Source organism: Mariniflexile sp. (genome assembly GCF_041583155.1).
GTDB lineage: Bacteria > Bacteroidota > Bacteroidia > Flavobacteriales > Flavobacteriaceae > Mariniflexile.
The window spans coordinates 1-19,589 of sequence record NZ_JBFHGK010000032.1 but is presented as its reverse complement, the minus strand read 5'-3'; the positions used below and the strand labels follow the sequence as shown (position 1 = coordinate 19,589).

The 19,589-nt window shown below is 32.4% G+C and carries 18 protein-coding genes and 1 riboswitch; of the genes, 7 read left to right on the top strand and 11 right to left on the bottom strand.

Annotated elements, in window-relative coordinates:
* The first annotated feature begins 64 nt into the window (after positions 1-64).
* The gene (gene mtaB, locus ABYI63_RS12050; protein WP_372756603.1) at positions 65-1,393 is read left to right on the top strand and encodes a tRNA (N(6)-L-threonylcarbamoyladenosine(37)-C(2))-methylthiotransferase MtaB; all 1,329 of its coding nucleotides are present in this window, start codon (positions 65-67) and stop codon (positions 1,391-1,393) included.
* 112 nt (positions 1,394-1,505) lie between these two features.
* On the top strand, positions 1,506-2,006 hold the full coding sequence (locus ABYI63_RS12045; RefSeq protein WP_372756602.1) for a hypothetical protein: 501 nt from the start codon (positions 1,506-1,508) through the stop codon (positions 2,004-2,006).
* 76 nt (positions 2,007-2,082) lie between these two features.
* On the opposite strand, the gene ABYI63_RS12040 is transcribed toward ABYI63_RS12045, so the two are convergent.
* On the bottom strand, positions 2,083-2,379 hold the full coding sequence (locus tag ABYI63_RS12040; protein ID WP_372756601.1) for an N-acetyltransferase: 297 nt from the start codon (positions 2,377-2,379) through the stop codon (positions 2,083-2,085).
* Positions 2,380-2,540: 161 nt separating this feature from the next.
* Between ABYI63_RS12040 and ABYI63_RS12035 the strand changes: the two genes are divergently transcribed.
* The gene (locus ABYI63_RS12035) at positions 2,541-3,206 is read left to right on the top strand and encodes an alpha/beta hydrolase (RefSeq protein ID WP_372756600.1); all 666 of its coding nucleotides are present in this window, start codon (positions 2,541-2,543) and stop codon (positions 3,204-3,206) included.
* Between the two features lie 36 nt (positions 3,207-3,242).
* Positions 3,243-4,169 (top strand): lytic transglycosylase domain-containing protein, encoded by a 927-nt coding sequence (locus ABYI63_RS12030; RefSeq protein ID WP_372756599.1) that lies wholly within the window; start codon positions 3,243-3,245, stop codon positions 4,167-4,169.
* A gap of 73 nt (positions 4,170-4,242) precedes the next feature.
* Here ABYI63_RS12030 and ABYI63_RS12025 read toward each other — a convergent pair whose 3' ends face one another.
* The 3 genes from ABYI63_RS12025 to ABYI63_RS12015 form a co-directional block, all read right to left on the bottom strand.
* The gene (locus ABYI63_RS12025) at positions 4,243-5,370 is read right to left on the bottom strand and encodes a PepSY-associated TM helix domain-containing protein (RefSeq protein ID WP_372756598.1); all 1,128 of its coding nucleotides are present in this window, start codon (positions 5,368-5,370) and stop codon (positions 4,243-4,245) included.
* A 77-nt stretch (positions 5,371-5,447) separates the two neighbouring features.
* Positions 5,448-7,826 carry a TonB-dependent siderophore receptor gene (locus ABYI63_RS12020; RefSeq protein WP_372756597.1) on the bottom strand — a complete coding sequence of 793 codons (2,379 nt, stop codon included), beginning with the start codon at positions 7,824-7,826 and terminating at the stop codon, positions 5,448-5,450.
* Between the two features lie 274 nt (positions 7,827-8,100).
* Positions 8,101-8,676: a DUF2892 domain-containing protein gene (locus ABYI63_RS12015; RefSeq protein WP_372756596.1), complete on the bottom strand. Its 576-nt coding sequence runs from the start codon at positions 8,674-8,676 to the stop codon at positions 8,101-8,103.
* Between the two features lie 294 nt (positions 8,677-8,970).
* On the opposite strand from ABYI63_RS12015, the gene rpmH reads away from it, so the two are divergent.
* Together rpmH and carB are read left to right on the top strand one after the other, a co-directional pair.
* Positions 8,971-9,132 carry a 50S ribosomal protein L34 gene (gene rpmH / locus ABYI63_RS12010; protein ID WP_038527912.1) on the top strand — a complete coding sequence of 54 codons (162 nt, stop codon included), beginning with the start codon at positions 8,971-8,973 and terminating at the stop codon, positions 9,130-9,132.
* 111 nt (positions 9,133-9,243) lie between these two features.
* Positions 9,244-12,096 (top strand): carbamoyl-phosphate synthase large subunit, encoded by a 2,853-nt coding sequence (carB, locus tag ABYI63_RS12005; protein WP_372756595.1) that lies wholly within the window; start codon positions 9,244-9,246, stop codon positions 12,094-12,096.
* Between the two features lie 54 nt (positions 12,097-12,150).
* On the opposite strand, the gene ABYI63_RS12000 is transcribed toward carB, so the two are convergent.
* From ABYI63_RS12000 to ABYI63_RS11970, 7 genes are all read right to left on the bottom strand, one after another.
* Complete coding sequence (locus ABYI63_RS12000; RefSeq protein WP_372756594.1) at positions 12,151-12,696, bottom strand: acyl-CoA thioesterase; 546 nt, start codon at positions 12,694-12,696, stop codon at positions 12,151-12,153.
* Positions 12,689-13,405 carry a DUF3307 domain-containing protein gene (locus ABYI63_RS11995; protein ID WP_372756593.1) on the bottom strand — a complete coding sequence of 239 codons (717 nt, stop codon included), beginning with the start codon at positions 13,403-13,405 and terminating at the stop codon, positions 12,689-12,691. The genes ABYI63_RS12000 and ABYI63_RS11995 overlap by 8 nt, the downstream gene beginning before the upstream one ends.
* Complete coding sequence (locus tag ABYI63_RS11990; protein WP_372756592.1) at positions 13,402-14,013, bottom strand: transcriptional regulator; 612 nt, start codon at positions 14,011-14,013, stop codon at positions 13,402-13,404. The genes ABYI63_RS11995 and ABYI63_RS11990 overlap by 4 nt, the downstream gene beginning before the upstream one ends.
* A gap of 100 nt (positions 14,014-14,113) precedes the next feature.
* Entirely contained in the window at positions 14,114-15,496 is a 1,383-nt protein-coding gene (locus ABYI63_RS11985) for a DNA recombination protein RmuC (RefSeq protein ID WP_372756591.1), read from the bottom strand.
* Between the two features lie 146 nt (positions 15,497-15,642).
* On the bottom strand, positions 15,643-16,437 hold the full coding sequence (locus tag ABYI63_RS11980; RefSeq protein WP_372756590.1) for an ABC transporter ATP-binding protein: 795 nt from the start codon (positions 16,435-16,437) through the stop codon (positions 15,643-15,645).
* A gap of 47 nt (positions 16,438-16,484) precedes the next feature.
* Positions 16,485-17,471, bottom strand: coding sequence for a FecCD family ABC transporter permease (locus tag ABYI63_RS11975; protein WP_372756589.1), 987 nt, complete (start codon positions 17,469-17,471; stop codon positions 16,485-16,487).
* A 45-nt stretch (positions 17,472-17,516) separates the two neighbouring features.
* Complete coding sequence (locus tag ABYI63_RS11970; protein ID WP_372756588.1) at positions 17,517-18,665, bottom strand: ABC transporter substrate-binding protein; 1,149 nt, start codon at positions 18,663-18,665, stop codon at positions 17,517-17,519.
* Between the two features lie 207 nt (positions 18,666-18,872).
* A riboswitch (cobalamin riboswitch) is annotated at positions 18,873-19,165 on the top strand.
* 29 nt (positions 19,166-19,194) lie between these two features.
* Between ABYI63_RS11970 and ABYI63_RS11965 the strand changes: the two genes are divergently transcribed.
* Positions 19,195-19,589: TonB-dependent receptor (locus ABYI63_RS11965; RefSeq protein ID WP_372756587.1), on the top strand; the 395-nt coding region annotated here is incomplete at its 3' end.

Here is a 19,589-nt window from a genome sequence, read left to right as displayed (position 1 = left end):
AGTTTTCTACCTATGTAAAAAAAATAATAAATTAGAATTTCCGTCTTTTAGGAAATAAAAAAGGATGAACAAAAAAAAAGTAGCATTTTATACCTTAGGCTGTAAACTTAATTTTTCTGAAACTTCAACAATTGCAAGAAGTTTTACAGATGAGGGTTTTGATCGTGTAGATTTTTCTGAAAATGCCGATATTTATGTGATTAATACGTGTTCGGTAACCGAAAATGCCGATAAACGTTTTAAAAGCATTGTAAAACAGGCTCAAAAAGTAAATCCGAACGCATTCGTTGCTGCCGTTGGTTGTTATGCACAATTAAAGCCGCAGGAGTTGGCAGATGTTGATGGTGTAGACTTAGTGTTAGGTGCGACCGAAAAATTTAAAATAACCGATTATTTAAACGATCTTACAAAAAATGATTTCGGTGAAGTTCATTCTTGTGAAATAGAAGAAGCTGATTTTTATGTTGGAAGCTATTCAATAGGAGATAGAACTCGTGCTTTTTTAAAAGTACAAGATGGTTGCGATTATAAGTGTACTTACTGCACCATTCCGTTGGCTCGAGGTATTTCACGAAGTGATACTGTAGAAAATGTATTGCAAAATGCCAGAGAAATTTCAGCTCAAAATATTAAAGAAATTGTATTAACAGGCGTTAATATTGGAGATTATGGTAAGGGTGAGTTCGGAAATAAAAAGCACGAACACACTTTTTTAGATTTAGTTACCGAACTGGATAAGGTTGAGGGGATTGAACGGTTACGCATTTCATCCATAGAACCGAATCTTTTAAAGAATGAAACCATTGATTTAGTGTCAAAATCTAGAGCTTTCGTTCCTCATTTTCACATTCCATTACAATCTGGGAGTAATGAAGTTCTTAAAAATATGAAACGTCGTTATATGCGAGAGTTATATGTAGATCGCGTTTCAAAAATAAAGGAAGTGATGCCTCATGCCTGTATAGGCGTGGATGTTATTGTTGGTTTTCCAGGGGAAACTGACGAACATTTCTTAGAAACCTATAACTTTTTAAATGAATTAGATATTTCGTATTTACACGTATTTACTTATTCCGAACGCGATAATACTGAAGCTGCAAATATGGATGGTGTTGTTGCTATGAATGTTAGAAACAAACGTAGTAAAATGTTGCGAGGACTTTCGGTTAAAAAACGTCGTGCCTTTTATGAAAGCCAGTTAGGAACTCATAGAAAAGTATTATTTGAAAGTGAAAATAAAGAAGGGTATATAAACGGATTTACTGAAAACTATGTAAAGGTAAAAGCGCCTTGGAACCCAGAATTAGTGAATACGTTGCACGATGTAACACTTACCAAAATTGATGAAGATGGATTGGTGAGATTTGATTTTTCTGCGGTAATTTCTAATTAAAATTAAGTATGGGTTACTAATTATCTGTAATATAATCCGTTTGTCGGTATTTGTATTGTTAATTCATTGTGGCTTAATACTTTTATGATTACTTACTTAGTGCACCCCAAATATGAAAAGAATAGTTTTAGCATTTACTTTGGTTACGTTATTAGTAACTAGTTGTACTACGGATGCTGATGATAATACCATTGAAGGAATATGGACCTTAACTGAATGGAATATTTCTGAGGGTTTTGATATTGATGGAGATGGTGTTACAAATAGAAATATTTTAAATGAAATTGAATGTGTGAATAATGAAACTTTGGTATTTGAATCCAATGGAACAGTGACCTCAAAGAATACATTTAATCCCAATATTACTATTGCATTATTAAATGGGACTTCAAACGACTATGTTTTCGATGTAGCATGTGATGAAATAGGTGTCATTAGTTTTGCCTCTACGTTTACCATAAATGGAAATCAGGTTTTAATTAATGATGGTGTAGCAACTCTTAATGGAGATACATTATCCTGCATATTTGTAGATGCTATAAAAATATATAATGAAGCTTATACGGAGGTTGTAGCAACAAAAGATTTAATATTGGTTTATACCCATCGGTAGTTTCAAATGTATTACAAGAAAAATCCGAAGTTAAATACTGCGGATTCTATGTTTAATATCAATTGTAATAAGGAAATTATATTCTTACGCCTACAGGAAGCATACGTTTGTACTTTCTGTTACTCCTTACAAACTTAGCGATTTCAGGACTTGTTGGTACAACACTTAAATTGCGTTCTTCAATCTGTTCGAATACGGCCGCTAAAAATTTTTTGGCAAAATCGGCGTCTTCTATTTCTTCAGGTATCACAAGTTTGGTTAAAAAAATCTTTCGTTCTTGAAGCGAGTATTCTATTTTGGCTAAGTGATTGTCAATTTTTAGTTCAAATTGGCGTAAAAAATCATTATCTATTAATTCTGCAGCATCAATCATGGTAAGTTTTATTTATTTCTTGAAGAATATTAATAGTGAGTGCTATTTATATAACTTTGTTACGCAAAATTACGTAAAAAAATTGTTATTGAAAAGTAAATTAACGGTTAATGCCTTATGAAATAAAGTATTAGAGCCATTAACTCTTTCACATTAATACCATGACTAAAGAAACTATTCACGTTTATTTAATGCCAGGTTTGGCTGCAAGCCCTAAAATTTTTGAAAATATTAAATTACCAGCGAATCAGTTTGAAATTCATTATTTGGAATGGTTGTTGCCCTTAAAACAAGAAACGATAAGTAATTACGCACTTCGGATGACTACGCATATTAAATACAGTAATATTGTATTGTTGGGAGTTTCTTTTGGAGGTGTGTTGGTACAGGAAATGTGTAAATATCTAACCGTAAGAAGGCTTATTATAGTTTCCAGCGTTAAGTTAACATCAGAGTTGCCAAGAAGAATGATATTGGCAAAAGCGACTATGGCTTATAAATTGTTACCAACACAATTGGTGAATAACCTAGATGTTTTATCAAAATATGCATTTGGAAGTAATATTACAAAGCGTTTAGAGTTATATAAAAAATATTTATCTGTTAATGATAGTAAGTATCTAAGCTGGGCTATTAAGGAAATGGTTTGCTGGCATCAAGAAACTTATATGCCAGAAATTGTGCATATTCATGGTGAAAAGGATGCTGTGTTTCCTATTAAAAATATTAAAAACTGTACCACTATTAAAGGAGGAACACATATTATGATTATAAATAAGTATAAATGGTTTAACGAAAATTTACCAAGTATAATTTTAGAAAATTAAACAAATCATTTATCTTTAAAGTAAAACTTGTTAAAAATGAAGACTATACAGAAATTATTGGCGTTTGTGGGGTTACTAAGTTTATGTGCCTTATTTGTTTATGCCATGCAAGAAGCGCCTACCGACAAAAACTTTGAAAAGAAAGTAATAAATGATTACAACGTTTATGCGCTTCAAGTACCAGATAATTTAGATTTTGCAGGAGAGGCCATGCCAATAAATAATCCCGACATTTATGAACGTATGGATAAGGAATTATTAGTGAATACCTATTGGCAATCCAATGGGCTTTTAATGTTTAAACGTGCTAAAAAATATTTTCCCATTATAGAGCCAATTCTTGCTAAAAACGGTGTTCCTGACGATTTTAAATATTTAGCCGTAATAGAAAGTGGTTTAACCAATGCGGTGTCGCCCGCAGGTGCTCGTGGTGTATGGCAAATTATGCCGGCTACAGGCCGCGAAAATGGTTTGGAAGTTAATGATAATGTAGATGAACGGTACCATTTAGAAAAAGCTACTGAAGTGGCATGCAAATACTTGCTGAAATCCAAAGAAGATTTAGGGTCTTGGACATTAGCTGCTGCTGCGTATAATGCCGGTAATGCTGGAATTTCCAGATATTTAAGAGATCAAAATGTAAATGATTATTATGATTTGTTGCTAGGTGAAGAAACCGGACGCTATATTTTTAGAATTGTAGCTTTAAAAGAAATTTTATCTAACCCATCAAAATATGGTTTTAATTTTAGAGAAAAAGATTTGTATACTAATATACCTACTCGTAAAGTTATGGTAGATACTGCGATAACTGATTTCACAAAATTTGCAGAATCTTACGGGATCAACTACAAAATATTAAAAATTCACAATCCTTGGTTAAGGGAGCCTAAATTAGATAATAAATCTAGAAAAAGTTATGCTATTGAGATTCCCGAGAAGGGCTATTACAGCGTACAATAGGTAATTGTTTAAAATGAAAAAAAGGTAGTGAATAACTTTCACTACCTTTTTTATTAGTCATACATCTAAAATTTTAAGCCTTTTTCGGTTTCTTTTTTAGTTTGTTTAACCAAATAATAGTACCAGTAACTGGTAAGCTTGTAGCAATTAAACAAGCCAAAAAGTAAATAAATTTAGAGAGGTTTCCGAAAATTTCTCCCGTATGGATTGGTTTAATTAAAGATGCTATTTTTACGTTTAATGGTTTTTCATTAAATAACTCTACAGCTAGAATAGTGCCCGAGGTATCCATATATAAATTATCTGTTGTAATAGGCGACCAATTAGAATCATTTGTTTTTCTAAAGGAATAATAATTATTTTTTTTGTTTGGGAAGGTTATTGAAAGCTCTCCATTATAGTTTAAGGTTTTGTTAGCTAAGACTATGGCATCATCAACAGTAATGGCTTCGTTGTTATGCGTTGGACTTACTTTAAAATCAGGTGATGGTCTATTAAAAATTTCAGCACCAATTAAATTCCCTAACCCTGTTTTATAACTTTCAAAAGACCAACATAATCCTGTTATACCCATTATAAGTATAAGAATACAAGCGTAAAAACCTAGCGTATTATGTAAATCGTGATTAATACGTTTCCAATTAGCATCGGTTTTGATTTTAAAACCTTGTTTAAGATTTTTCCATTTAACTTTTTTAGGAAACCATAAAACGATACCAGAAATAGCAAGAATTAAAAAGATAATGGTTGCAACACCAACAATTGGTCTTCCTATATTGGTGTCCAATAGCAACCACCTGTGTAGTTTAAACATGGATAACATAAATCCGTCTGCTTTAGTTTTTTCAACTTTATGAATACTTTCAGTATACGGGTTTACTAAAATTTGAGAGCCACGGCGTTCCTTTAAATCTTTTTTTACTGAAAACTCATAAGGTTTTTGGTTGGTTGAAGGAATGGTAACTCCAATAACAAAACCATTGTTAGAGGCTTTTAATGTTTCAGTTAAACTTGCAACGGTTGCCTTTTGTTGGCTTGTCTTTACAGTTACTTCTTCAGCAAAAAATGATTTTATTTCTTTTTCAAAAGCTAAAACAGTTCCACTTAAGCATACTAAAAATAGGATGATGCCGCTTCCTAAACCCAACCATAAATGAATATCGTTTATAAATTTCCTAATACTATACGTTTTCTTTTTCATTCAAATAATAATAGATTGAAAAAAAGTACAACCTTTACAGTTGTACTTTTTATTAATAATTTGTAAAACTAATTCAATTAAAACTTATACGTTAATACACCAGCAAAATTTCTTGGGTCGGTTTGGTTTATATAGCTAGTTCTGTACGCATTGTATCCAATTTTATTAAAAACATTATTTAATATGAATCTGAAATTCCAATGCTTATCAAAGTTATAAGCTGCTTGTATATTTGTTTGGGCGAAGGCATCTACATAAAAAGGTTCTTGATTTGGTACGATACCTTCATGCGTTACGGCTCCAGAACTCCAATCGTTTATAGGTCTTTCACCTGTGTAATAAATGCCCGCTCCGGCTGATAGACCTTCTAATTTACCCAAAAAGGTATAATTTGCATAAGCGTTAAACGTATGCTTTGGTGTGTTTAATGGCGCTGAACCGTATACATAAGAAGTGTGTTCTTTATATTGAGCATCAATGTACGAATATCCGGTAATAACTTCTAAATTATCTAAAATTCGACCTGTAAGTTCTACTTCAATACCTTTTCGTTCATCATTTCCGCCTTTTTGATAGAAGCCAGTTGCTACCCAGTTTTCATCATAAACAGGTAAATTAATGTCTTTATTGTTTATTTTGAAGAAGGTAAAATTAAAACGTAAGCGACTATCTAACCAATTTGTTTTAATGCCTGTTTCAAATTGATCGTAACGTTCATTGCCTAATTCGTTACCATTAACATCTAATCGGGTGCTTGTTCTAGGGTACGAGCTATTGGTGTAAGATACAAATACGTTGATGTTTTCAAAAGGAGTAACAATAATACCTGCTAAAGGGTTAAAAGCGTTACTTTCTGTAGTTTCTAACGACTCGTTCGACTGGGTTGTACTGTATCTAAATCCTAAAAATGTTTTTAACCAATTATTAAATGTAATAACATCTTGAGCTACCACACCCAATGCTCTAGATTGCGATCCTGCTTCGGTGGTTGAACCAAAAGCAAGAGTATTAGGTAATTCACGTGTGTTACTGGAGAAAACATCAATGGTATCTATGGTTGAAACACTTTTACTCGTGGTGTTATATTTTGTAGCTCTATAATCAAAACCAACTTGGAAGGTATGTGATATGGAACCTGTTTTTAAATCATCTCCAATTAAATCGAATTGTAGAACACTATTGTCATCATTTCGAGTTGCTATAGAATAGCCACGTTTTCTTTGATTATAAATAGGATTTCCAGATACATCGTTTATAGCATCTCCTAGACTGGCACCCTTATCATCTAAAGCTAAATTTGATTTATAAAAGGCGGCTTTTAAACTTAATTTATCGTTTAAATCTCTATTGAATCTTACAGAATACGTTGTGTTTTCCGTTAGAGATTTATCATTTTCAAATCCTAAAAATTGATTATATGGTAAGTCGTAAATGGCATTAACGTCATTTTCACCTAGGTTAACAGTACCTAAATCAGGCGTTCTGCTGTCGTCAAAATAGTCCATTTCCAATGTTACTTTTGTTTTATCGTCCAGTTTCCATTCTAAAGATGGATTTATGTAAAAACGCTCTGTTGAAATATTTGCTCGATAGCTGTCAGAACGTTCTAAGGCTCCATCAATTCTAAAAGCTAAATTTTCAGTTTTTGCAACAGGACCATAAACATCAAAGGTTGTGCGTGCTTGTCCAAAACTACCTAGACGTAATGAAGCATTACCGCCGGAATAATATTTTGGAGTTTTAGTTACAATATTAATAACGCCTCCAGGACTACCTAAATCTGTAGCTACACCTTGTGTAATAGAAGCGGCACCTTTTAGCACTTGTATGTTATCTACACCTTGCATATCAGTTAAAATGCCTGTTCCTCTAAAATCAGAATGAACACGTACCCCATTTTTTAGGATAGGAATTCCACGAAATCCACGAGAGGACATACTTTCGCGTTTGTTTCCGTAAGTTGCAAAAGTATATACACCAGGTACGTTCTTGGTAGCATCTGAAATAGTTAAATTCCCTTGTTGTTCAATTAATTTTTCTGAAATAATCGAGATACTTTGAATCTGCTCATAAGGAGCTAACGGTAATCTGGTAAGGGCTTCAATTTTATCTGGATGTTTGTTCCTGTTTCCAAAAAGTTCAACTTGGTCTAGTTCAGAATCGCTAGTTAATTGAAATGTTAGGTTAATGGATTCATTAGCTTTTAGGAAGATAGATTTACTAACCGATTTAAATCCTATTGCAGAAACCTTAATGGTGTAGTTGCCATCGGAAATTTGAGTTAATTCAAATAAGCCATTTTCGTTGGCTGAAGTTCCTTTGGTGGAACCTTCAATTAAAATATTAGCAAAAGGAATTGCTTTTTTTTGTTCATTGAATACTGTTCCTGTAATCTTTGATTGTGAAAACGAAACTTGTATGGCTAAGACTAGTAATAAAGTTAATTTTTTACGCATGATTTTATTTAGATTGATTATAAATAGATGCGCAAATATATAAGCAAAAAACTAAAATACAAATCTTATTTAGACTAATTAAAAATAAAATTTGTTATTAATTGATAATTAGGAAGATAGATTTTGGTAATAAAGTAATAATTGGTAACGTAGAGGTGGTGAAAGAATTGTAAGAAAAAGTAACGCTTAAATAAAATAAAAAAATCATATTAAACTTGGGTTTAACAAGTATAATATGATTTTTTAGATGTTGTATTATGAAAACAGAAGGCTGTTATCCTCTGCGTTTTTGTGCTCTTATAGAACCACCAGCGCCAAAATGTTGATTTGGCATTTGGGCACGTTTCATGTTTTCTTTCATCATTTTTATTTGATCAGTTAACATGCCTTGTTTATCTAATTTTTGAGCTTCAGCAAGTAATCTCTCGGCTTCTATTTTTCTTCTTTTTGAAAAAGCGATTCCAGATAAATTTAATTTAGCCATTGCCATATCATGATCCATAGACAAGCCTAGTTCAACAGCTTTTTTAAAGAATTTTTCAGCTTCATTCATATTAGATTGTGATACCATTAATCCGTGTAAATAATTATAGTAGCCTTGTTGTTTGGCTACTAAAGCGGTTTCGGGGTTTTTAATTTTGTCAAGCCATTTTTTAGCTCCTTCAAAATCTTGCTTACGCAATTTTAAAAATGCCAACAAAATAAATTCATTTTTAAAATACAGAAATACAAATATTAAAGATAATAGTATTAGCATAATACCATTACCTATATTTCCTTCGGTAAATTGGTAAACAGCGAAGGCAAGAATACCTGCAGCAATAATTAGTTTTATAATTTTATTGAACATTTTATATAAATTGATTTGTTGTAATAGGCTTTTTAATACCCATAGCATTTAATTTAGTATGCAAAGAAACTAAATTTTTATCAAAATTAACCAATAGATAAAAAACAAAAAGCAGGTATCAAAGTCAAAAAAATCAAGGTTTTAAACACGGATAAATATTGAAAAAAAAATATCGAAATATTTTTAAAATAACATTTGTCAATCTGAAAAGTCTTTGTATATTTGCGCTCAGTTTTGGAGAAAGCCAAAATAACTAATAATAAAGTACAATTCAGTTTTTAAAGATACAAGATAATGAGTAAAAGAACATTTCAGCCGTCAAAAAGAAAAAGAAGAAACAAACACGGTTTTAGAGAAAGAATGGCTTCTGCTAATGGAAGAAAAGTACTTGCTCGTAGAAGAGCTAAAGGAAGAAAGAAATTGTCTGTATCATCTGAATCGAGACATAAAAAATAATGATTAACAATTGTTAATATAATAAGGTGTTACTTAAGTGTAATGCCTTTTTTTATATCTTATAATGATTATTTTTGTAACTTATTAAAATACAATATTTAAACAGTAAAAATGCCGAAAAATCCAAAACTTAAATCCATTCTAATTATTGGCTCGGGTCCTATTATTATAGGACAAGCGTGCGAATTTGATTATTCAGGAACACAAGCTTTACGATCTTTAAGAGAAGATGGAATTGAAACTATCCTTATCAATTCTAATCCAGCAACTATCATGACCGATCCAGCAATGGCCGATCATGTGTATTTGTTACCTCTAACGACAAAATCAATAATTAAAATACTAAAGGAACATCCGCAAATTGATGCTGTGCTGCCTACAATGGGAGGACAAACCGCATTGAATTTATGTATTGAAGCTGATGAAAAAGGCATTTGGAAAGATTTCAATGTTGAAATTATTGGTGTAGATATTGATGCCATAAATATCACTGAAGATAGAGAGAAGTTTAGATTGCTTATGCTTAAAATAGGGATTCCTATGGCGCCTCAAGCAACTGCAACCTCTTATTTAAAAGGAAAAGAAATTGCTCAGGAGTTTGGTTTTCCTTTAATTATTAGAGCATCTTTTACTCTCGGTGGAGAAGGTGCTTCATTTGTATATAAAGAAGAAGATTATGATGAATTGTTAACTCGTGGATTAGAGGTATCTCCAATTCATGAAGTTATGATTGATAAGGCCTTAATTGGTTGGAAAGAATACGAGTTAGAATTGCTTCGTGATGCTAATGATAATGTTGTAATTATTTGTTCTATAGAGAATATGGATCCGATAGGAATCCATACAGGTGATTCTATTACAGTGGCACCAGCAATGACCCTTAGCGATAAAACTTTCCAAAAAATGCGTGATATGGCAATCCATATGATGCGTAGTATAGGCGATTTTGCTGGAGGTTGTAATGTGCAATTTGCGGTAAGTCCAGATGAAAACGAAGAAATAATTGCCATTGAAATTAACCCACGTGTATCGCGTTCTTCGGCACTTGCTAGTAAAGCTACAGGGTATCCAATTGCAAAAATAGCTGCTAAGTTAGCCTTAGGGTATCATTTAGATGAATTACAAAACCAAATTACAAAATCTACTTCAGCTTTATTTGAACCGACTTTAGATTATGTAATCGTTAAAATACCACGTTGGAATTTTGATAAATTTGAAGGATCTGATAGAACTTTAGGCCTTCAAATGAAATCGGTTGGAGAAGTTATGGGTATCGGACGTTCGTTTCAAGAAGCATTACACAAAGCTACCCAATCTCTTGAAATTAAGCGAAATGGTTTAGGTGCAGATGGAAAGGAGAATAAAGATTATAATCAAATTATTGAGAAACTTACCTACGCATCTTGGGATCGTGTTTTCATAATCTACGATGCAATAGCGATGGGAATTCCTTTAAGTAGAATTCATGAAATTACAAAAATTGATATGTGGTTCTTGAAGCAGTATGAAGAACTATTTTTACTGCAGAAGGAAATTTCTACTTTCAAAATTGATACACTACCAAAAGAATTATTACTTGAAGCTAAGCAAAAAGGCTATGGAGACAGACAAATTGCTCACATGTTGGGTTGTTTGGAAAGTCAGGTGTACAGCAAACGTGAAGAATTTGGCATCAACCGAGTTTACAAATTAGTTGATACTTGCGCTGCCGAGTTTAAAGCAAAAACACCATATTATTATTCAACTTTTGAAAGTGATATGGAAACGGCTGATGGTAACCGTTATGCTGATAATGAAAGTATTGTTTCAGATAAAAAGAAAGTAATTGTTCTTGGTTCCGGACCGAATAGAATAGGACAAGGAATTGAATTTGATTATTGCTGTGTGCATGGTGTTTTAGCAGCCTCTGAGTGTGGTTATGAAACGATCATGATTAACTGTAATCCAGAAACAGTTTCAACAGATTTTGATACTGCAGATAAATTATATTTCGAACCAGTTTTCTGGGAACATATTTACGATATCATCAAGCACGAAAAACCAGAAGGTGTTATTGTGCAATTAGGTGGTCAAACAGCATTAAAGCTTGCTGAAAAATTATCTAGATATGGTGTTAAAATTATAGGAACTAGTTTTGAATCTTTAGATTTAGCGGAAGATAGAGGTCAGTTTTCTAACTTACTGAAAGAAAATAACATTCCTTACCCTCAGTTTGATATTGCAACTACGGCCGATGAGGCTTCTGCAATAGCTGATGTGTTAGATTTTCCAATCTTAGTGCGTCCATCTTATGTACTTGGGGGACAAGGCATGAAAATTGTAATTAACAAAGCAGAACTTGAAAAGCATGTGGTTGATTTGTTAAGCCAAATGCCAGGTAACCAATTACTTTTAGATCATTATTTGGAAGGAGCTATAGAAGCCGAGGCAGATGCCATTTGTGATGGAGAGGATGTTTATATTATTGGAATCATGGAGCATATTGAGCCATGTGGAATCCACTCTGGAGATAGTAATTCTATGTTGCCACCATTCAACTTAGGTGAGTTTGTAATGCAACAAATAAAAGACCATACTAAAAAAATTGCATTAGCACTTAATACAGTTGGGTTGATAAATATCCAGTTTGCAATAAAAGATGATATTGTTTACATCATCGAAGCAAACCCTAGAGCATCTCGTACCGTACCATTTATAGCGAAAGCTTATGGAGAGCCTTATGTAAACTATGCTACAAAGGTTATGTTAGGAGAGAAAAAGGTTAAAGATTTTAATTTTAATCCACAATTAAAAGGCTTTGCCATCAAGCAACCTGTGTTTTCTTTCAATAAATTTCATAATGTGAATAAGAAATTAGGACCGGAAATGAAAAGTACAGGAGAGAGCATCCTATTTATTGATAGTTTGAAAGACGACAATTTTTACGAACTATACTCAAGACGAAAAATGTACTTGAATAAATAATAACAGAAAAGGCCGCTTACAGCGGCCTTTTTTTAAGCATTGTATTAAGTAAAATTAATAATGTATGGATTCAATTTTTGCGTTTTGATCTTTCAAAGAATCTAAATACAATTCTATTTTAAAATCTGAGGTTCTAAAGGCTGTACTTCTATTTTTTGCTTGTTCTTGTCTTGCAATACTTCTAGCAAAACGTCTTACCTTATCTTTAGTATCTAAAATAATTCCGGGTACCTGTGCATTCTTACCCTCGGAATCTTTAGCAACCATTGTAAAATAAGATGAATTACAATGTTTTTTCTTGCCTGTTTGAATATTTTCAGATTCAACACGAACTCCAATAACCATAGAGGTTCTACCTGTATAATTAATGGAAGCTTTAAGCGTAACAAGTTCGCCAACTTCAATAGGATTTAAAAAATCTACCTTATTTACCGATGCCGTTACACAGTAATTTCTAGAATGTTTAGAAGCACATGCAAATGCTATTTGGTCCATAAGACTTAAAATATACCCTCCATGAATTTTACCACTAAAATTGGAGTTAGATGGTAACATTAATTGTGTAATTGTTACTTGAGATTCTTCAATTGTTCTAAGCATAAAATAAAGTTAATTTAGAAAAGATGATACCTGTTATTATCGCAATCCCGAAACTTATTAAAGTTCCTATTAAAATATATTCTGTGAGTTGTCTGTGTTTTGACTCTTTTAAATCACCAAACCTAAAAACCGATTTAGCTGTAATTAAAAACCCAACAGCTTCCCAGTGTCCCACTATTATAAATATGAACACTAAAATGCGCTCTAAAATACCAATATATTTCCCTGCATCCTCGAGTGACTTGTTATTTTTAGTGAGTTTTGAAATATTCCACTTCAAAAATATGGTTTTCATAATTATTGAGGTTGGAACGGTTAAAAACAGCAAGCATATTAGGAGTAATAAATTGGTTTCCGTGGTGTAATTTGCTAAGTTGAAAGTGTTTTCAGTAAAAATATAATAACATAGGAAGATTATAATTATATGAACTAATTGGTCTATAAAAAATAAAAGACGTTTATTTTTTTTCTTTTGAATTATAAGTTTTACAGCATCAATTATAAAGTGTGTGATTCCAATGGTTAAAATTATACCCCATAACGTAAAGTCCCAAAGTAAAATTCCTGTGAGTATTACATGAATCAAAACATGTAGATACAATTTATTTGATTTTAGCTTGTTTTGTTCTTTTTCTTTAACCCATTTTTTGGGTTGGAGAAAAAAGTCACCTATAAAATGTGCTAACAACAGTTTTATTAAAATCATCATAATAAACTCATTTTATGTCGGTACATACGGTCTAGTTCTAATATTTCTTCTAAATGCGCACGTTTTTGACGGTTACTTATGGCGTTTTGGTTAATACCAATTAATTGTCCCAATTCGCTTTGTAAAGCGCTTGGATTCTCGATACTTAATTTTACAATTTCTGCTGAATTAACACTCCAATTATCCATAGTTATTAGTGCTAATTTAAAATATAAATTTAATTCGGTATCTATGGTACTGTGTTTGGTTTTAATCTTTAAGTTTTGTTTCTCTTTTTTTAAAGTTTCTAGAACCTCGCCAGAAAACACAAAAGCTTCTCCATTGGATTCTGTTACATCGTTTCCTTCATAAGTTTTAGTGCCAACCCCAATAGCTAAACGTACATCTAAATCCTTTACCATTTTTATGCTTGCTTTTATGTAAATAGCAGCAGTAAAACTGGTAGTGAAATTTGGTATTTCTATTTGAAAACTATCTCCGCGGTATAATTCCCAATATTTAGAATCTGGACTTAAGTAGGATAAGGCTCTTTTTAAGGTGTTTATCCAAACATCGGGCTCTTTCTGTTTTCTAGAATTGATAATATCTCCAGTGATTACGCTTGTCATAATATTTTGTTTTATATCACTTTATTGAGTGATAAACAAATATATCACTTAATTAAGTGATAAACAAATTTATCACAAGGTTAGGTGATGTTATGGCTTTTTATTCTTCTTCAGAACGTTTTAAAATGGCTTCAGGAAGTGCTTTTTTTGCTTTAGCTCCCATTTTTTTCAATCTTTCAACACTAGAAATTAAATTGCCTTTACCCTCAACTAACTTATTCATGGCAGCTGAATAATCACTTTTTGCTGCATCTATTTTCTTGCCTACACCAGTTAAATCGCTAACTAAGCCTTCAAATTTATCATAAAGAGCTCCCGCCTGCCGTGCAATTTCAATAGCATTTTGCTGTTGTTTTTCATTATTCCACATGCTATCAATGGTACGAAGTGTAGCTAGTAGGGTAGAAGGTGTTACAATTACGATGTTTTTTTCAAAAGCTTTGTTATAAATACTGTTGTCATCATTTACCACTACTGCAAAAGCGGGTTCTATTGGGATGAACATTAAAACAAAATCGGGGGATTCTATATCATATAAATCTTGATAATTTTTTTCCGAAAGTTGGTCAATGTGCTTTCTTACCGAGTTTATATGTGCTTTTAAAAATTGAGGTTTATCATCGTCATCGGCATTCACCAAACGTTCATAATCGGTTAAGGAAACCTTGCTATCAATTACCATTTTCTTGCCGTCAGGAAGGTGTAATACCACATCTGGCAGCACACGTGAACCATTAGCAAGTGTAAAACTTTGTTGCACAAAATACTCTCTGTCTTTTTCTAAACCAGATTTTTCTAACACACGTTCTAAAACCAATTCGCCCCAATTTCCTTGCATTTTACTATCACCTTTTAACGCTCGGGTTAGGTTGGTGGCTTCTTTAGTCATTTGTTGATTTAGATCTTTTAAACCCAATAACTGCTCTTTTAAGGCCGAATGCATACTTATACTTTCCTTTTGGGTTAAATCTACCTTATCTTCAAATATTTTTATTTTCTCTTGAAGTGGTTTTAAAATGGCATCTAAATTTTCTTTATTCTTGCTGGTAAATTTTTCCGATTTTTCATCTAAAATCTTATTCGCCAACAATTCAAAATCTTTACGTAATTGTTCTTGGCGCTCTTCAATTTCTTGTTCGCGTTTAGAACTTATTTGTTGTAATTGGTTGTATTCCGTTATTTTACGTGTTAATTCGGCATTTAGAAACTCTTTTTCTCTACGGATGTCTTCTCGTTCCCTTTCAATTTTGGAAATGACATCTTTTAAATCGGTAATCTGCGTATTGAAAACCTGATTTTGTTTAGCGCTTTCAGATTCTGAAAACTGTTTGAAATCTATTAATTGTTGGTGTAAATTGGAGTTACGTTCTTCCAAAGTACTTTGTTCACTTCTATTTTTTAAATTAGTAATAGTCATCCCGATAAAGGTACCGATACCTCCAGAGATTAAAACAGCTAGAAATAGTATGATGTTGTCGCTCATTTTTTTAGAAAGATATTTATCAAATATAAATGTTTTGCAAGGAAGACAGAAGCCTGATAATCTCTTAAATTCAAACAGAATTTGAAACCGTCTATTTGGTGTAATATTGTGAAGCTGAAAACGGAAACTACACTTGAAAATAGCCCCTATTTTTTTACTCTAAAAGTACCCGTTTTTACATCGAATGTAATTAAATCTTTAGGGAAAAGGGAGTCAAAAACACCATTTGAAATTAGGTTACATGGCGTATCAGAAACTACATTTTCTTTAGTCATTACAATTAATTTATCGCATAATTGGATGGCTAAATCGACTTCGTGAGATGAAAATAGAATTGTTTTATTGGTTTCTTTAGCTAATCTTTGAAGTAGTTTCAAAATATAAGCTTTGTGATACATATCCAAATGGGTTGTGGGTTCATCTAGTATAATCAGGTCTGTATCTTGTGCCAAAGCACGTGCAATCATTACTTTTTGTAATTGACCATCACTTAACTCAAAACATTTTTTCAGCTTTAAATCTGTAATATTTGTTTGGGTTATTGCTCGGTTAATAATGTTTAGGTCGTTTTCAGATAAGTTTCCAACCCAATTGGTGTAAGGTTGTCTTCCTAAAGCTACTAGCTCAAAAACCGATAAGTTTTTCGACATCAGCTTTTCGGTTAAAACCAGGCTCATTACCTTGGCTAAGTCTAGTTCAGGAAATTGATTTATGTTTTTATTGGCTATGATAATTTCGCCTCCTAATGGGTTTTGAACATTGGTTAAGGTTCTTAAAAGTGTCGATTTACCAATACCATTACCGCCAACAAGTCCTACCAATTCTCCCTTATGTAATTCAATATTGATATTGGAAGCTACTAAGTTTTGTGCTTTTTTAGTTTTATAACCAATAGATAAATCTTTGGTTTTTAAAATAATATGTTGGTCGTTTTTCTCCACTAATATTCTTGTCTTGTGTTTTGAAATATGTTTTTAAATAATTGATTTTAAAACACCATTTTTCGTTTTCGTACTAATAACCAAATAACTACAGGCGCACCAACCAATGAGGTAATAGCATTTATTGGAAGTGTATAATCGCTATTTGGTATTTGCGCAATACTATCGCAAATAAGCATGACGATAGAACCAAATAAAAATACGGCTGGTAATAATATTTTATGATTAGAAGTATTAAAAACTTGTCGTGTTAAATGCGGGATAGCCAAACCTATAAAGGCAATAGGGCCAGCAAAAGCCGTAATGGTTCCAGCCAATAAACTTGTAGAAAGTATGATGGCAATGCGACTTCTATTGATATTCAATCCTAAACTTTTAGCATAATTATCACCTAAAAGTAAGGTGTTTAATGATTTTACTGACGCTAAACTTATAACGATTCCTAGGGCATAAATAATAAAGAAAACAAATAATTCATCCCATGATAGGTTTCCTAAACTACCAAACCCCCAAAAAATGTATTGCTGAAGTTGTTGAGCGGAACCGAAATAGGAGAGTACACTAACAATAGCCGATGTAATACTTGCAAACATGAGTCCAATAATAAGGATAGCCATGGTATCTCGTACTTTTATGGATACCATTAATACAGCAAGTAATACTAAAAAACTACCTAAACTAGCTGCAATAACAATACTCCACTTTGAAATTAAAAAAGTAGCGAAAACACCGCCAAAAACAGATGAGCCTAAAATAATTAGGGCAACACCCAAACTGGCACCTGAACTAATACCTAAAACAAACGGACCTGCCAAAGGATTTTTAAATAGGGTTTGCATTAAGAGCCCTGAAATACCCAAACCAGAGCCAACCAACATGGCTGTGAAGGCTTTTGGTAGTCGATAATTTTGGATAATATGTTGCCAGGTTTCATGTTCTACGGTATTTCCTATTAAAGCATAAAACACTTCTTTTATAGGTATATAAACAGAGCCTAAACTGATATTAGCAAAAAAACAAACAATTAATACCATGAACAGTATTAAAAATGACAGATTGTATGATGATGAATTTGGCACCTATTTTAAGCGTTTGAAAAAGTAAAGATCATAATTTTTTAATAGTTCTGGGTGACAAATTTTAATAAGATCCTTTAAAACCAAATCGGGACGTGAGGTTCCCAACTCAAAGTATAAAATGCCGCCAGATTCTCCCTTTGTGTTTATAGATGAATAGATATTGTTGTTTTTAAAAGCATCAAACATAGCGTGTTGGAGATTACTGTTTTTAAGAGCCTCCTTACTAGTATAGTTGGATGGACTTAACCAAATATCGGCAGTTTTTGCCTTAGAGAAAACTGTTTCAAAGTTAAGTGATAAACTACCAGTACCTTGAGAGTCGCTCCATAAATAATTGGTATTAGCATCTTTTAAAAGTTGTGCTTCAGTACTGGTGCCATTAGGTAAAAACCAAACATCGTTGTGCATGGCGCCGCTTAAAATAGTTGGCTTATTCTTTATTTTTTTAGCAAGCGCTTTTGCATCCAGATAATTTTTTTCAATCGTATTAAAAATAGAGTCGGCTTCTTTTTCCTTATTAAATAAGACTCCAAAAAACTTAATCCATTCGGCTTTTGCCAAAGGAGATTCTTCAACCCAATCACCATTAAAAACAACAGGAATTCCAGATTTTTTTATGGTTTCAAACGTTCTATTCGTACCATCAATACCAAAACCAACAACTACATCTGGTTTTAATTCTAATAAAACTTCTGTATTAATACCTTCATTTTTGCCCAATTCCCTAACATGGTTTTCGTCAATCCTTTTTCTTGTTTTTTCTAAAGAAATATAATCCGTTCCCGGAAATCCAACCAAATTTTGTTCCTCGTTTAATAATTCTAAAGCCGGAATGTGCGTGGTTGAAGTCACCACTATTTTTTTTATAGGGATTTCAATGGCTGCCTCAAAGCGTTTTTGTTCTGTACTCCAGAAAGACTCATCGTAACCTTTCTTCAAAAGTGCAAATTCATAGCTTTTATCGGCTTTTGGCCATGGACTAATTATTTCTAATATTTTATAGCTACCAAAATCTGTAACTTTAAAACCTTTCGCATATTTTAAATCCAGTGAAGTGCCTTCTATAACTTCAATATCTTGTTTTTTAGATTCACTTTTACAGTTAAAAAGAATTAAGGCAATAATAATTAGTAGTGATTTGTATTTCATTCGAATAAGATGACAATTGTCATATTTAGATGTTTTGAAGCGTGCTACTTTAGCCGAAAATATTAACAATGCGCGACGGTTCAAATTTAACAATATATATAATTGCCGGGGTAATAATTGCACATTTTTTAATTGGATTTATTTATTTGATTTATAAAATGACTAAGAAAAAGTAAGTTTTTAGTTGCAATTTTAAAGTTAATATTTACATTTACATCGAATTTTGGTTCGACAATCAAAGTCCTGAAAAGTTTAGGAATTTGAGTCGATTAAAAGGGAATCAAGTGAAAAGATTCACGATTAAATATTTATTGATTAACGAGTTTTATTAAAAATTCTGAAATCAAAAATCTGTACCCGTTTTTCTTCATTCTTGTACTGTTCCCGCAACTGTAAGCTATAACGCTTCATGTTATACTTCAAGTCACTGAAGAGAAATCTTTGGGAAGACGAACATGAAGACGCAAGTCAGGAGACCTGCCATTTTCAGTATCTAATACGACTTTCGGGAAAAGAGTCTTAAAGATTTATGAAAAAAATAGTATTCATTTTTGGTTTTATTTTTACTTGGTTGCCAGGGCTTTCACAATCTATCACAGAAACCGTGCAACTACTGGATGAAGTAGTTTTAAGCGATAGTAAGCTAATTAACTATGCTTCAGGAGTAAAACAGACTGTTTTAAATGATTCTGTTTTAAAACAAAATTCAAAATCCTTAACAACGTTGTTAGCTTTTAACAGCAATTTGTATTTTAAAGAAAACGGCTATGGTATGGTGTCTTCGCCATCGTTTCGAGGTACCAATGCTTCACAAACCGCTGTTATTTGGAATGGTATTAATATCAATTCTCAACTCAACGGTCAAACAGATTTTAATACCATAAGTTCCAGTAATTTCAATTCTATTTCCATTCGAAGTGGTGG